This window comes from Pseudomonas sp. S5D5 (assembly GCF_003013355.1).
GTDB lineage: Bacteria > Pseudomonadota > Gammaproteobacteria > Pseudomonadales > Pseudomonadaceae > Aquipseudomonas > Aquipseudomonas aylmerensis.
This window is the reverse complement of record NZ_PTEO01000001.1, coordinates 6,768,223-6,785,060: the sequence shown is the minus strand read 5'-3', so window position 1 is coordinate 6,785,060 and position 16,838 is coordinate 6,768,223. Positions and strand designations below refer to the sequence as shown.

The window sequence follows — 16,838 nt, the reverse complement described above, 5'->3', positions numbered from 1 at the left end:
AAATGTGGGAGCGGGCTTGTTCGCGAAGGCAGTGTGTCAGTCATTAAATGCATGGACTGATCCACCGCCTTCGCGGGCAAGCCCGCTCCCACTTTTTTGCCGTGACCGGACAGGTTACAGCGGCAACGCCATGTAGAACTGTGTGCCCTGCCCTGGCCGCGAGTACACGCCCATGCGGCCACCGTGCAGTTGCACGATTTCTTTGCACAGCGCCAACCCCAGGCCGGCGCCGCCTTTCTTGCGGCCCACCTGTACGAACGGTTCGAAGATCCGCCCTTGCTGTCCGTAGGCGATGCCTTCGCCGTTGTCCTCGACACTGATTATTACCCGCTCACCGTGGCGACGTGCCTGCAGGCGGATCTGCCCGCCTTCGGCGGTGTGGCGCAGGGCGTTGCCGAGCAGGTTGTCGAGTACGCGCTCCAGTTGTGCCTGGTCGGCATACAAGCGCGGCAGGTCGGACTGGGCTTCTACCAGCAGTTCGATGCGTTGCGCGTTGGCCGGTTCGACGAAGCGCGCACGCGCATGTTCAAGCAAGTCGGTGACATCGCACGCGCCCAGGGTGAGTTTTTGCAGGCCGTTCTGGTACCGCGAGAAGTTGAGCAAGTCGTTGATCAGCTGCATCAGGCGCTGCATTTCTTCATTGACCGTATCCAGCAGGTCCGCTTCGCGCGAATCCGCCGGAAATTTCGCGCGCTCGCGGAACAGGCCGAACGCCATGTGCATGCCGGTCACCGGCGTGCGCAGCTCATGGGAGGCGCGCAACACGAACTCGCTGCGCACGCGTTCGAAGGCGCGTTGTTCGGTGACGTCATGCAACACCATCACGGCACCGAGGATATGCCCCTGAGTATGGCTGACGGGCGTCAGGCTATAGGTCAGCAGGCGCAGCTCGCCTTCGACTTCCACTTCCAGGTCGTCCGGAGCGCGCTCCAGGTTGCCGCCGCGCAGCACCAATTGCAGTTGTTCATCCAGTTCCGGGCGCACCAGTGCTTCACCCAGGCCTTGGCCGAGGCGTTCTTCATCCCAGCCCAATTGGCGCTGGGCGACGGGGTTGAGGTGCTCCAGGCGGCCCTGGCGATCGATCATCAGCAGGCCATCGTCGATGCTGTCGAGCACGGCTTGCAGGCGTTGCTGGCCGGCCAGCAGTTCATCGACGTTGGTTGCCTGATGTTGGCGCAGGGCTTCGGCCATGATGCCGAAGCGACGGGTCAGCTGGTTCATCTCTGCCGCCGATGAGATTGGCAGCGTCACTTCGAAATCGCCCTGCCCGATCTTGTCCGCCGCCTTGGCCAGCGCTTCGATCGGCCCGCCAAATCGCCGGGCAATGCCATGCGCGGTCACAAATCCGATGATCAATACCGCAAGCCCCACCAGCCCCAGTAAACCTGCGATCAATAGCGCCCGCTCACGGGACTTGTGCTCGCTGTTGCTGATGTTTTCCAGCGCTTGCTTGTGCTCGTTGATCAGCCCGTTGCGCAGCACATTGAAGGTTTCGGTGAGCTTTTCCTTGGTACCCGGCGGTGGTTCTGCTTGCTGGGATTGGTCAAATGCCTCCAGCAATGCCTGGTACTGGCCTCGTGCCTGGCTGAATCCGGTCCCGTGACCGTCGCGCTGTTCATGGGCGATACCTTGGTCCAGCAAGTCGAAATAGCGCTGTTTGGAGGCTTGCAGGGCCTCCGGGTCCGGCGGCTCTTCGAGCATCATGATCAACTGGTCGCCCAGGCTCTGGCGCAGCTTGAGGCCCAGGTCCAGGGTGATGAAATTGCTGCGAATCAACGACTCCTGGGTCTTGGCCATTTGCATGACGCTCACCAGACCCAGGATCAAACCCAGCAGGGCGACGGTAATCAGCGCAGAAATACTCAGGAACAAACGAGTGCGCAGTTTCATCGCTAGCTTCATAGAGTGCTCACAGGTTGTACTGTTTGCGTTTGCGGTACAGGGTCGAGGCGTCGATACCCAGGGTGCGCGCGGCCTGGTCCAGGGTGTCGCTGGTGGCGAGGACAGCGCCGATATGGGCCTTCTCCAGCTCGTCCAGGCTCAGTGCCGCGCCGATACGCGGCGCATTGTTGGTCGGCTGCTCGGCCATGCCGAGGTGGCTGATTTCGACTTTTTCCTGTGGGCAGATAATGCTGGCGCGCTCGACCACGTTGCGCAGCTCACGGATATTGCCCGGCCAGCGATAGTTCAACAGCGCCTCACGCGCTTCATCGCTGAAACCGCGCGCCGGCCGTGCGTATTCCTTGACGAAGCGTGCCAGGAAACGGTCGGCCAGGGTCAGGATGTCCTCGCTGCGCTCGCGCAGCGGCGGCAGGTGCAAGGTGATCACATTGAGGCGGTAGAGCAAGTCTTCACGGAAGCGGCCGTCGCGCACCATGTCTTCCAGGTTCAGGTTGGTGGCCGCCAGGATCCGCACGTCGGCACGGCGGGTGACCGGGTCGCCCACGCGCTCGTATTCCTTGTCCTGGATAAAACGCAGCAACTTGGGTTGCAAGGTGAGGGGGAAATCGCCGATCTCGTCGAGAAACAGCGTGCCGCCGTCTGCCTGGTTGACGCGGCCCAAGGTGCTTTCACTGGCACCGGTAAACGCACCCCGGCTATGGCCGAACAGCTCGCTCTCCATCAACTCTGCCGTCAGCGAAGGGCAGTTGATGGTCACGCAGGACTTCTTCGACCGCTTGCTCCAGCCGTGAATGGCCCGGGCCAGCTCGCCTTTACCGGTACCCGACTCGCCGAGAATCAGAATGTTGGCATCTGTGCCGGCCACTTGGCGCGCGGTTTCCAGTACCACCATCATCGAGGGGCTGTGGGAATCGAGGCCGTCTTTGGGCTGGCGCACTGCGCCTTCCAATGCTTCCAGGCGTGCAGAGAGTTGGCGCACTTCCAGTTGCTTGGCGGTGGCCAGGCGTAATTGGTCGGGGCTGCAGGGCTTGACCAGGTAATCGGCCGCACCCGCCTGGATCGCGTCCACGGCGGTATCCACTGCCGAATGGGCGGTCACGATGACCACGCGCATCCACGGTGCTTGTATGCGCATTTGGGCCAGCACATCCAGCCCGTTGTCTTCGCCCAGGCGCAGGTCGAGGAAGCACAGGTCGAATACCTGGCGCTGCATCAAGGTATCGGCCTGGGCGGCACTGTTGGCGGTGGCCACGGTGTAGCCTTCATCTTCCAGGCAATAACGGAAGGTGCGGAGGATCGCGGATTCGTCATCCACTAAAAGAATGCGGCCTTGAAGTTCCTTGGCTGATTCCATCTGTCCCGCGCTCCTTAACTATGAATGATGGTGTTTAGTCCCGGAATAATCGGGCAAGTTGCATGGTCTATTCTGATCGATAATAGGCAGCATCGTGCAGCTATCTGCGCGGTGTCCTACAAAGCCCTGCCTGATGGCGTTTTCATGCCGTCTTGCCCCTTCGGCAACATTCCCTCTGCTTTCTATCCCTCGACCCGACCACTGACCATCGTGCATTTCGCACGGCGTACAGGGGGGCATCGTGCAGGATGCTAGGCGATTGCCCTAACGCATATATTTAACCTATTGATTTTATTGAGTTTTATTTTGCAAAAAAGCTGGCATGCGCTCTGCAATAGCTATCCCAACGAATAATCAGAATGCGGGAGAAATGCAGCATGACTCGCCAAAGCCTCAACCAACTGCGTGTATCGCCACTGCGCTTGCAACAAGGTCTGTTTGCCAGCCTGGCCTTGATGGTCACGCTGATTGCAGGCCAGCAGTTTCAGCATTGGCAGCAGAGTCACCAGCAGACCCCGCAATTCGAACGTCCGGTGATGACCCAGACGCATTTTCGATCCGTCGGTAGCGTGACTGCCGATGTGACAGCCCCGCAATTGCGCGTAGCCGACCAGGATTCAACCCTGGGCGAGCTGCCAACCCAAGAGCGTTGGGTGTTCTAGGCAAGAACGTCGGGGGCTCGTTTTGAGCGTCCGTACCGCACTACCGTTGTTACCTCTAAAAGAAGCTTAAGGAGAATCACCATGTTGAGTTGGGCAATCACATTTCTGATCATCGCCATTGTGGCTGCAGTCCTGGGCTTCGGTGGTATCGCGGGCACCGCCACGGGTATCGCCAAGATTCTCTTTGTCGTCTTCCTGGTGATGTTCATCGCTTCGTTCTTCTTTGGTCGTCGCGGCCGAGGCTGAACATGACCACTTCCTTTAAAGCCATGGCTGCCGCCCTGCTCCTGGGCGGCAGCGGCCTGGCGATGGCCGCCAATGACGGTCAATCCCGGGCCAACGAACTGCTCAGCGCGGACCCGCAATACCGTGAGACCTGGCAAAGCGTGGTGAAGAAAGAAGAGCGCCTGCCTGAATGGGTGATGAACCTGTCAGGCACGGCCGAACAAATGAATGCCATGGAAGAAGATGGCGAAAAGTACTTGGTCGGGCCGCTCTGTGAAACCGCAGACACATGCCTGAACAAGCGCCTGATCGTTGCCTTCAGCTTCGACAAGGATGATGCCTACGCCATGTTGGTCGAAGTCCCTGCCGGCTTGCCGGCGGACAAGTCGCCGACTCGGCACGCCGATTACCGGTTTATCGGTAAGCCGGATGAAGGCATGCAGAAGCTGCTGATGGAACAGCTGAAGAAAGATCCGAATTGGTACTAGGTTCCGTCTGACGCGCTTGTCGTCTGCGGGATCAGCGTCCATAGAAAGAAGCCCCTCGCTTCTTTCTGTCTGCCTCACTCGCCACGGGTGAGGCATGACCAGGGGGCCGGGTTGCTCTGATCAATCGAGATCGGCGTGACCTACGGGTACAGGGAGTGCCTGCGCAAGGGCCGGGTCAGGCGAAAAGCTGCGACGCAGGTTCACAAGTCCTCAAGCTTGCTGAACTTGCGGCGGGCTTACGCTGCTTACTTCCCTCCTCATACCGCTCATAGCCGAGAATTTCCTTTCTGCCTGCACTTAACCATTACTTGGTGTGTACGAGCGACCATCTATCGAGAAAGTTTTGCCCTCGCTATAGGACATTTCTGACACGACGCCTATGAATTTCCAGGCATTTTTGCCAATGACCTGAAGTCGTCCTGAATCTCTGAGCGAGCCTGAATTGGCCGGTTCACGGCATGTTCACCTGCCAAAATGTCGCATTTGAACTGACCGATCAGACAGTTATTATGAAAAAAAGCCATGCCGATTCGGCATAGGGTAGGCGTTTACGGCATTAGACGTCGCCCCCTTGCATCGGAATAGTTGCGCCTTTTTTCGCCTGCCAGTAAGCCATTTCGGCCACGCTGCGGTGACCTTCCATGGAGGCAGATGCACACACTTTTTCGCTCTCGAGCGTTCCAGCTGGCGCATTTGCCTTAAGTCCACTTGAAGTAAGGGTAATGACATGAAGAAGGCAAAGCTAAGCCTCGCCTGGCAGATCCTCATCGGTTTGGTGCTGGGGATTGCAATCGGTGCAGTGCTCAACCATTTCAGTGCTGAAAAGGCCTGGTGGATCAGCAATGTGTTGCAGCCAGCGGGCGATATCTTTATCCGCCTGATCAAGATGATCGTGATCCCGATTGTGATTTCTTCGCTGATCGTCGGCATTGCCGGGGTCGGTGACGCGAAAAAGCTCGGGCGTATCGGTGTCAAAACCATCCTTTACTTTGAAGTGGTCACCACCATCGCCATCGTGGTCGGCCTGTTGCTGGCCAACCTGTTCCACCCCGGTGCCGGTATCGACATGAGTACCCTGGGCACCGTCGATATCTCCAAGTACACCGCCACCGCTGCCGAAGTGCAGCATGAGCATGCGTTTATCCAGACCATCCTCAACCTGATCCCGTCGAACATCTTCGCCGCCGTCGCCCGTGGCGAAATGCTGCCGATCATCTTCTTCTCCGTGCTGTTCGGCCTCGGTTTGTCGAGCCTCAAGCCGGAGCTGCGCGAGCCGCTGGTGACCATGTTCCAGGGCGTGTCCGAGAGCATGTTCAAAGTCACCCACATGATCATGAAATACGCCCCTATCGGTGTATTCGCGCTGATCGCGGTGACTGTCGCCAACTTCGGCTTCGCCTCCCTGCTGCCGCTGGCCAAGCTGGTGATCCTGGTTTACGTGGCCATCCTGTTCTTCGCCTTCGCGGTGCTGGGCTTGATCGCACGCCTGTTCGGCTTCTCGATCCTCAAGCTGATGCGCATCTTCAAGGATGAGCTGGTGCTGGCCTACTCCACCGCCAGTTCCGAAACCGTGCTGCCACGGGTGATCGAGAAGATGGAAGCCTACGGCGCGCCGAAGGCTATCTGCAGCTTCGTAGTACCGACCGGCTACTCGTTCAACCTGGATGGCTCGACCCTGTACCAGAGCATCGCGGCGATCTTTATCGCCCAGCTGTATGGCATCGACCTGTCGATCGGCCAGCAACTGATGCTGGTGCTGACCCTGATGGTCACCTCCAAAGGCATCGCCGGCGTGCCGGGCGTGTCCTTTGTGGTCCTGCTGGCCACCCTGGGCAGCGTGGGTATTCCGCTGGAAGGTTTGGCGTTCATCGCCGGTGTCGACCGCATCATGGACATGGCGCGCACCGCGCTCAACGTGATCGGCAACGCGCTGGCCGTGCTGGTGATCTCGCGTTGGGAAGGCATGTACGACGACGCCAAGGGCGAGCGCTACTGGAACTCCCTGCCGCACTGGCGCAGCAAGCAGGCGCTGCCGGCCGGCGAGACCAGCCGCGGCTGATGCAGGCGTGATCTGAACAAACCCCGGGAAATCCGGGGTTTGTCGTTTCTGCCAGCCCCGCTATCATTCGCCCCATCTTTCGGGGGATTCAACTGATGCTCAATGGCCTGTGGCTTGGCTTCTTTGTCGTGGCAATGGTGTCAGCACTGGTGCAATGGCTGGTCGGCGGTAACGCCGGGATTTTTGCAGCGATGGTGGAAAGTATTTTCGCCATGGCCAAATTGTCGGTGGAAGTGATGGTGCTGCTGTTCGGCACGCTCACGTTGTGGCTGGGCTTTCTGCGCATCGCCGAAAAAGCCGGGATCGTCGACTGGCTGGCCAAGGCCCTCGGCCCACTGTTTCGTCGCCTGATGCCGGAGGTGCCCGCCGGTCACCCTGCCATCGGCCTGATCACGCTCAACTTCGCCGCCAATGGCCTGGGCCTGGACAACGCTGCGACGCCCATCGGCCTCAAGGCCATGAAGGCGCTGCAGGAACTCAACCCCATCCCCAACACCGCGAGCAACGCGCAGATCCTGTTCCTGGTGCTCAACGCGTCCTCGCTGACGCTGTTGCCGGTGACGATCTTCATGTACCGCGCCCAGCAAGGCGCCGCGGACCCGACGCTGGTGTTCCTGCCGATCCTGCTGGCGACCAGCGCGTCGACCCTGGTGGGCCTGCTGTCGGTGGCGGTGATGCAGCGGCTGCGGCTGTGGGATCCGGTGGTGCTGGCGTACCTGATTCCGGGCGCGCTGGTGCTGGGCGGTTTCATGGCATTGCTGGCGACATTGTCTGCCACCGCGTTGGCGGGGTTGTCGTCGATCCTCGGTAACCTCACGTTGTTCGGCCTGATCATGCTGTTCCTGGTGATCGGCGCGTTGCGCAAGGTCAAGGTGTACGAGGCGTTTGTCGAAGGCGCCAAAGAAGGCTTCGACGTCGCCAAGAACCTGCTGCCGTATTTGGTGGCGATGCTGTGCGCCGTGGGCGTGCTGCGCGCTTCCGGGGCGTTGGATTTCGGCCTGGAAGGCATTCGCCATCTGGTCGCCTGGACCGGGATGGACACACGCTTTGTCGACGCGTTGCCGACGGCGATGGTCAAGCCGTTCTCAGGCAGCGCCGCACGGGCGATGCTGATCGAGACCATGCAGACACAGGGCGTGGACAGCTTCCCGGCGTTGGTGGCGGCGACGATTCAGGGCAGTACCGAGACCACCTTCTATGTGTTGGCGGTGTACTTCGGCTCGGTCGGCATCCAGCGCGCGCGGCATGCGGTGGGGTGTGCGCTGCTGGCGGAGTTGGCCGGCGTGGTGGCGGCGATTGCGGTGTGCTATTGGTTCTTTGGCTGATACCGCTATCGCAGGCCGGCTCCCACTCGGAATGTATTCACCGTTCAAATGTGGGAGCGGGCTTGCCCGCGAAGAGGCTCTCAGCGTTTAGGAGCTGCATTGCCCTGCTGCACCACCCAATCCACCACCTGCTTGTTCAACTGATCCCCCGCCTGCCCAAACCCGGCCACCACCGCCGCCACCTTGGTGTCGCTTACCGACTGGTGAATTTCAAAGCGGCGGCTGGCAATAATGCGCTGGTCACTGCCGCGTACCAGGCGTGCGTCGAGGCGTATCACCACCTCCACCGCACTGCCGCGGTATTCACTCTGGAACGCCAGCAATTGCCCGCCCAACTCATAGTCGGACTGCAAGTTGGTGTCGTCGGTACTTAGCAGCGTCACTCGGCCATCCCGCTGGAAACCATCCATGAAGCGATTGCGCAGCAGCACCGGCGACGGATCGCTCCAGCGTGAGTTGGCGTAGCTGCTGATCAGGTCGCCATTGGGCACCACGGCAATGCGTGGGCTGTCGAGGAATTCGCTGGTCTGCGGCTTGTTCACGCGCAGCGACCAGCTCACCGGGGTGCTCTGGCTCGCGGTCTGGCTCGAGGCCAGGCGGTATACGTCCGAAGGGTCGGCCTTGGGCAATATCGAGCATGCGCTGACCAGCGCCAGGGCCACGGGAATGATCAGTTGGTAAGCACGCTTCATGGCGTGAACTCCTTGTTCTTGTCGCTGCCCAGCAGGTAGCCGCTGGGGTTGGCTTCCAGGCGGCGAGAGATGGCACGCAGCGAGCCGAGGGTCTCACGCAGTTCGCGCACGGCCGGCGCCAGTTCGTTGAGGCCCTGCATGCCGCTGTTCACCGAGTCCTTGTTGTTGGTCAGCAAGGTGTTGATGGTCGCGGTGCTTTGCTCCAGGGATTTCATCGCCTGCTCGGCGCTGCCGAAGGCCTGTTTGCCTTGGTCGTTGAGCAGGCCGTTGGCGTTGCGCATCAGCGTGGTGGTTTGCTCGAGCGCAGCGCTGGCCTGCTTGCTCACCTGCATCAGTTGCTGCATCACCACCTTGATATCGCCGCGCTGGTCGGCGATGGCGCCGGTGGTTTGCTGCAGATTGTCCAGGGTGTTGCTCAGGCGTTCGACGTTCTCCCGCGAGAACATGTGGTTGGCGTTGTGCAGCAGGAGATTGATGCTGGTCATCAGGTCGTTGCTGTTATTCAGCAGGCGGGCAATCGGCGATGGCGAAGCGATAATCTCCGGCAGGTTACCGTCCTTGCCCTTGAGTTCCGGGCTTTGTGGCGTGCCCCCGCTGAGCTGGATGATCGAGGTGCCGGTGATGCCGGTCAGGGCGAGCTTGGCCTGCGTGTCTTCCTTGATCGGCGTCTGGCCGGCCAGGCGGATGCGCGCCAGCACCCGGCGCGGGTCGTTGGGGTCCAGGCGCAGGCTGATCACATCGCCGACCTTGATCCCGCTGTATTGCACCGAACTGCCCTGGGACAGGCCGCTGACCGCCTCGTTGAAGATCACTTCGTAATCCTGGAAGGCCGTATCGACGCTGGACTTGGCCAGCCACAGGCCGAACAGCATCGCGCCGACCACCACGATCACGCTGAACAGACCGATCATCACATGATGGGCTCGGGTTTCCATGTCATACCTCGTTGAGCGGTTGAGCGGCATCCAATGCCGCGCGGCCCCGGGGGCCGTGGAAGTATTCGTGAATCCAGGCGTCGTCCGTTTCCGAGACGACATCGATGGCATCGGCCACCAGCACTTTCTTCTGCGCCAGCACCGCCACGCGGTCGGTGATGGTGTACAGCGTGTCGAGGTCATGGGTGACCAGGAACACGCTCAGGCCCAGCGCATCGCGCAGGGTCAGGATCAGTTGGTCGAATTGCGCCGCACCGATCGGATCAAGGCCGGCGGTGGGCTCGTCGAGAAACAGGATGTCCGGGTCTAGCGCCAGCGCGCGGGCCAGGGCGGCGCGCTTGATCATGCCGCCGGACAGCGACGCCGGGTATTTGTCGGCCGCCGACAGCGGCAGCCCGGCCAGGGCCAGCTTGACGGCAGCCAGGTGCTCGGCGTCGGCGCGGCTGAGGCCGGCGTGTTCGATCAACGGCAGCGCGACGTTCTCGGTCACGGTCAGCGAGGAAAACAGCGCGCCCTTCTGGAACAGCACACCGAAGCGCCGTTCCACCTGCGAGCGCTCGTGTTCCGACAAGCTCGGCAGGTTCTTGCCGAATACCCGCACCTCGCCCGCGCTGGGGCGCCGCAGGCCGACGATGCTGCGCAAGAGCACCGACTTGCCGCTGCCGGAGCCGCCGACCACCGCGAGGATCTCGCCCTTGTACAAGTCCAGGTCGAGGTTCTCGTGCACGCTCTGTTTGCCAAAGCGATTGCACAGGCCACGCACCTCAATCACCGCCTCGGCGGGCGCACGGTGTAGACGACTCACCAGCCCATCTCCATGAAGAACAGCGCGGCGACCGCATCCAGCACGATCACCACAAAGATCGATTGCACTACGCTGGAGGTGGTGTGGGCGCCGACCGATTCGGCGCTGCCGCTGACCTTGAAGCCTTCCAGGCAACCGATGGCGGCAATCAGGAAGGCGAAGATCGGCGCCTTGACCATACCCACCAGGAAGTGCTGTACGCCAATGTCCGATTGCAGCAGCGAGAGGAACATCGCCGGCGAAATATCCAGGGCCACCGCGCACACCACGCCGCCGCCGACGATGCCCGAGAGCATTGCCAGGAACGTCAGCATCGGCAGTGCCACCAGCAGCGCCAGTACCCGTGGCAACACCAGCAGCTCCATTGGGTCGAGGCCGAGGGTGCGGATCGCATCGATTTCCTCGTTGGCCTTCATCGAGCCGATTTGTGCGGTAAAGGCACTGGCGGTGCGGCCGGCAATCAGGATCGCAGTGAGCAGCACGCCGAATTCGCGCAGGAACGAGAACGCCACCAGGTCCACGGTGAAAATCGTCGCGCCAAAACTCTTGAGGACCGTGGCCCCAAGGAACGCCACCACGGCGCCGACCAGAAAGGTGAGCAAGGCGACGATGGGGGCGGCGTCGAGGCCGACCTGTTCGAGGTGCGCTACCATCGGCGTCAGGCGCCAGCGCTTGGGCCGGAAGATGCCGCGGGCGAAGGTTTCGAGGATCAGGCCGATGAAGCCCAGCAGTTTCTTGCTGTCCTGCCAGACCGTGTCCACCGCGCGCCCGATACGCGCCAGCACCTGGATGCCGGCGGTTTCTTCCGGGGCTTTGTCTGGCACACAAAAGTCATTGAGGGAACGGTAGACGGTCTTGAGCAGCGCGCGGTCGGCAGCGCTGAGGCTGCAGTCGGTCTGTTCGGCGGATTGCTCGATGCGGTCGGGCCCCAGCAGCTCCACCAGCAGCGAGGCACCGGCAGTATCCAGGGCGCCGAGGCCATTGAGGTCGATGCGCGCGCCGGCGTCATATTGGCCGTCGAGTTTGTCGGAAAGCTTTTTCAGGCTGGCGTAGTGGGCAAGCGTCCAGTCCCCCGTAATCCTGAGTAACGGAGGGGCGGTAGACGTATCGAGATGGGCGGCGCCGGCCGTTGTGCTGCTGGTCATAAGCTCCGAGCTTGTCTGGCTATCCACAATTGCTACGTAATAGCACGATCCGGCCTACTTTGGGTTGTCCGTTTGTGCTGCGTCCGCCACTTTGAAGCGCAGCACGCCGATCACTTGCCCGTCCTCGGTCAGCACCTGTACTTGCCAGCGGCCCACCGCGTCGGCCGGGAAATTCTGCTTATGGGTCCAGGCGCGATAGCCTTCCTTGCGCCCGCCGTGGATATCCAGGGCGATGCGGTCGACTTCTTTGCCGTTGAATTTCCACACATGGTAAATGCGCTCATCCAGCCCGCGCGGCGCATTGATCGCCGTGTAGGCGTACAGCCCGCCGCTGCGCAGCTGGGCGGCGGTGACTTCTTTGAGATCGTCACCCGGCGTGCGGTCTTGCAATTGTGTGCTGATGGCCACTTCGGTCATCCACAGGGTGGCCGGCGGCACCCAACTGCGCAGGAACCAACCGGCGCAGCCGATAGCGGCGGTTACCCCCAGCAGCATCGCCCAGCCCTTGAGGCTGCGCAGCGGCAGGCTTACCGCCAGGCTTGGAATCGACAACGCCATGGCCACGCCGAGGGCGAGCTTGTAACTTTCGGCGGTGGTCAAATGCAGGATGATTGGCAGCGCGGTGAGCAGCGCGGCGAACAAGGTCAGGGTGTGCAATGCCAGGAACAGCGAGCGCTTGGGCGCCAGCCACTTGTAGTAGAGCGGGTCGGTGATCGACACCAGCGCTGCAGCGCCGAGCAGGCCAGTGAACACCGACTGTCCGCTATTCCAGGCGGTGGTGACGAAAAAGAACGGCAGCACAAAAAACAGACTTTCCTGGTGGATCATCTGGGTCGCGTAGCGCAGCAAGGGTTCGGGGATTTCGCGCTTGAAGACTTTGGTGAACAGCTGGGTAAAGCTGTTTTCGAGCATCAACCACAGCCAGCTCACCAGCATGATCACTGCGATCCAGCTGGCCATGCCCTGCTGGCGGTCCACCAGGATGAAGCTGCACACACCCGAGATAAAACCGCCGAGTGCAATCACCCCTGGGTAGCGCTTCATCAGTTCGAGGACGCGCTGGATAAGACGGGTCAGGTTTGGCATTCGGCAGTTCGCAGTCTTTGTAGGAAAAAATCCCAGACAGAATAACGTCTTAGCCCTGGGTTCGGTGCCTCATTACGCGACTCGTTTGCGATAAACCCGCACGCCGATCAACACAATGGCGATCAGCCCGAGCAGGCCGGCACCGATCCAGCTGAGCATGTCGTAGCTCAGCAGCGGCTTCTCGATGCGCCAGTAGCCGGGTTGCTTGAAGACCTCACGCATCGCCTGGTTCGTCTGATCCAGGCTCACGGCCTTGATCCGTTTGACCGGGTCGCTGAAGTGCCCATTGTGGTAATCGCCCGAGGCGCTCCAGTAATAATCGGCCAAGGCGCTGTTGCCCTGCACGGCCCAGGCCTGGCGGGCGACGGCGGCCTGCTGGAGGCGACTGAACACGGCGGGGTCGAGGCCGTCCTTGAGCAGTTGCGCCTTGAGCGCTTGCAGCACGTGTTCGGCTTCGGGGAGATTTTCTCGCTCGAGGTCGGCATTCAGGCTGAGGAAACCGACGCCGCCGAGCACTTCGCGCTCGCTCCATGGGCCGTAGGACAAGGCGTGCTTGAGCCGTAGTTGGCGGTACAGCGCCCAGTCGAGGTAGTCCTTGAGCAGGTCGTAGGTTTCATCATGCTGGTCATCCAGCACCGGCTCGGGGAACAGCCAGTGCAGCTTGGCGCTGTCGCCGACCCAACCGTGGATCAGCTCGCGATGGCTGGCGGCGGCGTGCTGGATGTCCGGCAGCGCCAGATGCTCGCTGGGCTCCACCGGCTCAAGTTGGCCGTAAGTGCGCTCCAGGTAGGCGGGCAGCAGTTTGTCGAGGTCGCCGACGATGATCAGCGTCATGTTGTTGGGCGCGTACCAGTTTTTGCGCAGGTTCTCCAACTGGTCGCGAGTCAGCTGATTGACCTCGGCGCGTTCGGCACATTTGAGCCCCAGTTCGACGGCCAGTTGATTGCTTGCGGTGTGGCCCAGGTCCTGGCGGTCGAGCAGGCGTTGCAGGTGTGAGTAATGACCACCGTCCTCGCGCTCCACCACCTGCTTGGCTGCCTGGATGTTGGCGTCGGTCAGTTCGGTGCGGGTGATGATCGCCAGCAGCAGGTCGAGCACCTTGCGCTGGTTTTGCGCGGGGGCTTCGATCACGAAGGTGGTGTCGGCATTGCTGGTGTAGGCGTTCCACTCGCCGCCCAGGGCCTGCATGCGGTCTTCCAGTTCGCCTTCGCCGCCGCCGTCGAGGCCGCTGAACAGCAAGTGTTCGAGCAGGTGCGGCAGCTCCTTGTCTTCGCAACTGAAGTCATCCAGGCCTACACCGACCACCAGTCGGATCGCCACGTGCCCGCGCTCGGTGCCCGGCTTGAGCAGCAATTGCAGGCCATTGGGCAAGGTGTAGCCCTCGACTTGCAGGCGGTCAAAGGCAAAGGCATGGGTGGAACCCATGAGCAGGCAAGCGAATAACAGGCGACGCATAACAAGCTTCCTGGCGTGTGAGGTCAGTTTTAACTGACTTCACGCGCCATCATCCGTTCAGGGTGAATGCGTGATGTCGGCAATATCTTCGGCGGAGAGCGCGCCGGTGTCGGACGTTTCCAACACTACATAAGCACTGCTGCAAAACAACGAGTTCAGACGCTTCATGTCGGCAATCAGCTCCAGGTGCAGGGAACTGGTCTCCAGGCTTTGTACGACTTTGCGTTGCAGGCGGCTGACATGGGCGTGGGCCAGGCGCCGTTCCTGGGCGCGGAAACGGCGCTTTTCGCGCAGCAGTTGGCGGGCGCTTTCCGGGTCGGCGCTGAGGAACACCGACAGGCCCAGGCGCAGGTTGGCGATCAACTGGCTGTGCAGGCCGCTGAGTTCTTCCAGGCCGACCTCCGAAAACTGCCGGCGTTGCGAGGTTTTCTGCTGCTGGACTTTGCGCAGCATGCGTTCGATCAGGTCGCCGGCCAGTTTCAGGTTGATCGACAGCTCGATGATCTCGGCCCAGCGGCGGCTGTCCTGCTCACTGAGGTCCTCGCGCGGCATTTGCGCCAGGTAGAGCTTGATCGCGCTGTAGAGTGACTCGACGTCGTCGCTGAGGCTGCGCATCTCCTGGGTGATGGCGGTCTGCTTGCCGCGCAGCACTTCCTGCATGGCGGTGAGCATGTTGTCGATCAGGTCGCCCAGGCGCAGGGTTTCCCGTGCGGCGTTGGCCAGTGCCAGGCTGGGGGTGGTGAGCGCGGCGAGGTCAAGGTGACGCGGCTTGGCCGTGCCATTGACCTCCTCGCGCTCCGGCAGCAGCCAGGCGCACAAGCGCGACATCGGGCCGATGCTCGGCAGCAGGATCAGGCAGCGGCTGACGTTGTAGAGCAGGTGGAAGGTGATAACCATGCCTTGGGCGCTGTAGTCCAGGCCGTCCATCCACAATACGAGCGGGTCGAGTACCGGGATGATCAGCAGCAGGCCGATCAATTTGTACAACAGGCTGCCCAGCGCCACCTGGCGACCGGCGGCGTTCTGCATGCTGGTACTGAGGAAGGCCAGCACACCACTGCCGATGTTGGCGCCGATCACCAGGCCGATGGCCACGTGCAGGCCGATCACGCCGGCGCCGGCGAGGGTCGCGGTCAGCAACACGGCCGCCAGGCTGGAGTAGGAAATCATCGCGAACAAGGCGCCGACCAGGGCATCGAGCAGGATGTCGCCGGTCAGCGAGGCGAACAGCACCTTCACACCCTGGGCGTGTGTAATCGGCCCGGCGGCCTCAACGATCAGCTGCAGCGCGAGGATGATCAGCCCGAGGCCAATGCCTACACGGCCCAACTGCCCTGCCCGCGTCTGTTTGCGTGACAGGAAGAAGATCACCCCGAGAAAAATCAGCAGCGGCGACAGCCATGACAGGTCAAACGTCAGCACCCGCGCCATCAACGCGGTACCGACATCGGCGCCGAGCATGGTCGCGAGCGCGGGCATCAAGCCCATCAGGCCCTGGCCCACGAAAGAAGTCACCAGCATCGCGGTGGCGTTGCTGCTCTGCACCATGGCGGTCACCAGGATGCCGGCGACAAACGCCAGCCAGCGCTTGGACATGTTCTGCCCGATGACTTGGCGCAAGTTAGAGCCGTAGACCCGCAGGATGCCGGTACGGACGATATGCGTGCCCCAGATAAGCAGGGTCACGGCGGAAAGCAGATTGAGCAAGGTCAGCATGCTCGGCCCCCCGTGTGGGTTAGCTCAAAAAGAGCAAATGAGAATTGCCGCGTGCCGCTCTACGTCTTGTACTTAAGCTGTAGTTGGCGAATGGGCTGTGCGCCAGCATCGCATAGCTAAAGTCGTGATTGAAATAAAACTGTCATGAAATCAGCTTTTTGCAGAGGGAAAAAAGGGGCTCGAAAGCCCCTTTTCAGCAGCGGGTCAGGTTTATTGACCCGGAATGTCCTTGCGCAGTTTCACAGGATCCTGCTGTTTCTTCTTTTTCGCGATGGCAGTGCGCATCTTGATGTTCACCGCTTCCACCGCCAGCGAGAACGCCATGGCGAAGTAGACGTAGCCTTTTGGCACGTGCACGTCGAAGGATTCGGCGATCAGCACGGTACCCACTACCAGCAGGAACGACAGCGCGAGCATTTTCAGCGACGGGTGCTTGTCGATGAATTCGCTGATGGTGCCGGCCGCCAGCATCATCACCAGCACCGCGACCACGATCGCCGCCACCATCACCGGCACGTGCGAGACCATGCCCACGGCGGTGATTACCGAGTCCAGGGAGAACACGATGTCGATGATGGCGATCTGGATGATGGTGTAGATGAACTTGCCACCGGCGCCCTTCGGCTCGTCGTGGGTTTCGTCTTCACCTTCCAGGGCGTGGTACATCTCCTGGGAGCTTTTCCACAGCAGGAACAGGCCACCGAAGAACAGGATCAGGTCGCGCCCGGAAATGCCCTGGCCGAATACCACGAACAGGTCGGCGGTAAGTTGCATGACCCAGGTGATCGACAGCAACAGCAGGATGCGCGTGACCATGGCCAGGGCCAGGCCGAAGATCCGGGTGCGCGCTTGCATATGCTTGGGCATGCGGCTGACCAGGATCGAAATCATGATGATGTTATCGATGCCCAGGACGATCTCGAGGGCCGTCAGGGTGAAGAAGGCAATCCAGATTTCCGGATTGGTCAGCCATTCCATGTGTATTCCTT

At 61.2% G+C, this 16,838-nt stretch carries 15 protein-coding genes; 5 read left to right on the top strand and 10 right to left on the bottom strand.

Annotated elements, in window-relative coordinates:
- Positions 1–114 precede the first annotated feature (114 nt).
- Positions 115–1,902 carry a KinB sensor domain-containing domain gene (locus C9990_RS31000; protein WP_065902832.1) on the bottom strand — a complete coding sequence of 596 codons (1,788 nt, stop codon included), beginning with the start codon at positions 1,900–1,902 and terminating at the stop codon, positions 115–117.
- A gap of 7 nt (positions 1,903–1,909) precedes the next feature.
- Entirely contained in the window at positions 1,910–3,256 is a 1,347-nt protein-coding gene (algB, locus tag C9990_RS30995; RefSeq protein ID WP_064053131.1) for a sigma-54-dependent response regulator transcription factor AlgB, read from the bottom strand.
- A 377-nt stretch (positions 3,257–3,633) separates the two neighbouring features.
- Here algB and C9990_RS30990 point away from each other — a divergent pair, with 377 nt between their 5' ends.
- The 5 genes from C9990_RS30990 (at position 3,634) to C9990_RS30970 (ending at position 8,015) form a co-directional block, all read left to right on the top strand.
- Positions 3,634–3,918, top strand: a complete 285-nt coding sequence (locus tag C9990_RS30990) for a hypothetical protein (protein WP_106805529.1) — start codon at positions 3,634–3,636, stop codon at positions 3,916–3,918.
- An 81-nt stretch (positions 3,919–3,999) separates the two neighbouring features.
- On the top strand, positions 4,000–4,164 hold the full coding sequence (locus C9990_RS30985) for a DUF1328 domain-containing protein (RefSeq protein WP_003170804.1): 165 nt from the start codon (positions 4,000–4,002) through the stop codon (positions 4,162–4,164).
- 2 nt (positions 4,165–4,166) lie between these two features.
- The gene (locus C9990_RS30980; protein WP_106805528.1) at positions 4,167–4,631 is read left to right on the top strand and encodes an inhibitor of vertebrate lysozyme family protein; all 465 of its coding nucleotides are present in this window, start codon (positions 4,167–4,169) and stop codon (positions 4,629–4,631) included.
- A gap of 727 nt (positions 4,632–5,358) precedes the next feature.
- Positions 5,359–6,690, top strand: coding sequence for a glutamate/aspartate:proton symporter GltP (gltP, locus tag C9990_RS30975; RefSeq protein WP_065902840.1), 1,332 nt, complete (start codon positions 5,359–5,361; stop codon positions 6,688–6,690).
- A 95-nt stretch (positions 6,691–6,785) separates the two neighbouring features.
- A complete protein-coding gene (locus C9990_RS30970; RefSeq protein ID WP_065902841.1) occupies positions 6,786–8,015 on the top strand; it encodes a nucleoside recognition domain-containing protein in 1,230 nt (409 codons plus the stop codon).
- A gap of 80 nt (positions 8,016–8,095) precedes the next feature.
- Here the strand turns inward: C9990_RS30970 and C9990_RS30965 are convergent, their stop codons facing one another.
- The 8 genes from C9990_RS30965 to C9990_RS30930 all read right to left on the bottom strand — a co-directional run bounded on the left by C9990_RS30965 (position 8,096) and on the right by C9990_RS30930 (position 16,827).
- On the bottom strand, positions 8,096–8,707 hold the full coding sequence (locus tag C9990_RS30965; protein WP_106805527.1) for an ABC-type transport auxiliary lipoprotein family protein: 612 nt from the start codon (positions 8,705–8,707) through the stop codon (positions 8,096–8,098).
- Complete coding sequence (locus tag C9990_RS30960) at positions 8,704–9,642, bottom strand: MlaD family protein (RefSeq protein ID WP_065902843.1); 939 nt, start codon at positions 9,640–9,642, stop codon at positions 8,704–8,706. Before C9990_RS30960 ends, C9990_RS30965 begins: the two co-directional genes overlap by 4 nt.
- A 1-nt stretch (position 9,643) precedes the next feature.
- A complete protein-coding gene (locus C9990_RS30955) occupies positions 9,644–10,447 on the bottom strand; it encodes an ABC transporter ATP-binding protein (RefSeq protein WP_065902844.1) in 804 nt (267 codons plus the stop codon).
- Entirely contained in the window at positions 10,444–11,592 is a 1,149-nt protein-coding gene (locus C9990_RS30950; protein WP_065902846.1) for an ABC transporter permease, read from the bottom strand. Before C9990_RS30950 ends, C9990_RS30955 begins: the two co-directional genes overlap by 4 nt.
- Before the next feature lie 54 nt (positions 11,593–11,646).
- Positions 11,647–12,678, bottom strand: coding sequence for a DUF5924 family protein (locus tag C9990_RS30945; RefSeq protein WP_065902848.1), 1,032 nt, complete (start codon positions 12,676–12,678; stop codon positions 11,647–11,649).
- Between the two features lie 72 nt (positions 12,679–12,750).
- On the bottom strand, positions 12,751–14,133 hold the full coding sequence (locus C9990_RS30940) for a pitrilysin family protein (protein ID WP_106805526.1): 1,383 nt from the start codon (positions 14,131–14,133) through the stop codon (positions 12,751–12,753).
- A gap of 57 nt (positions 14,134–14,190) precedes the next feature.
- Positions 14,191–15,849 (bottom strand): Na/Pi cotransporter family protein, encoded by a 1,659-nt coding sequence (locus C9990_RS30935; RefSeq protein WP_065902852.1) that lies wholly within the window; start codon positions 15,847–15,849, stop codon positions 14,191–14,193.
- Between the two features lie 210 nt (positions 15,850–16,059).
- Positions 16,060–16,827 carry a TerC family protein gene (locus C9990_RS30930; RefSeq protein WP_014716354.1) on the bottom strand — a complete coding sequence of 256 codons (768 nt, stop codon included), beginning with the start codon at positions 16,825–16,827 and terminating at the stop codon, positions 16,060–16,062.
- Positions 16,828–16,838: the final 11 nt, after the last annotated feature.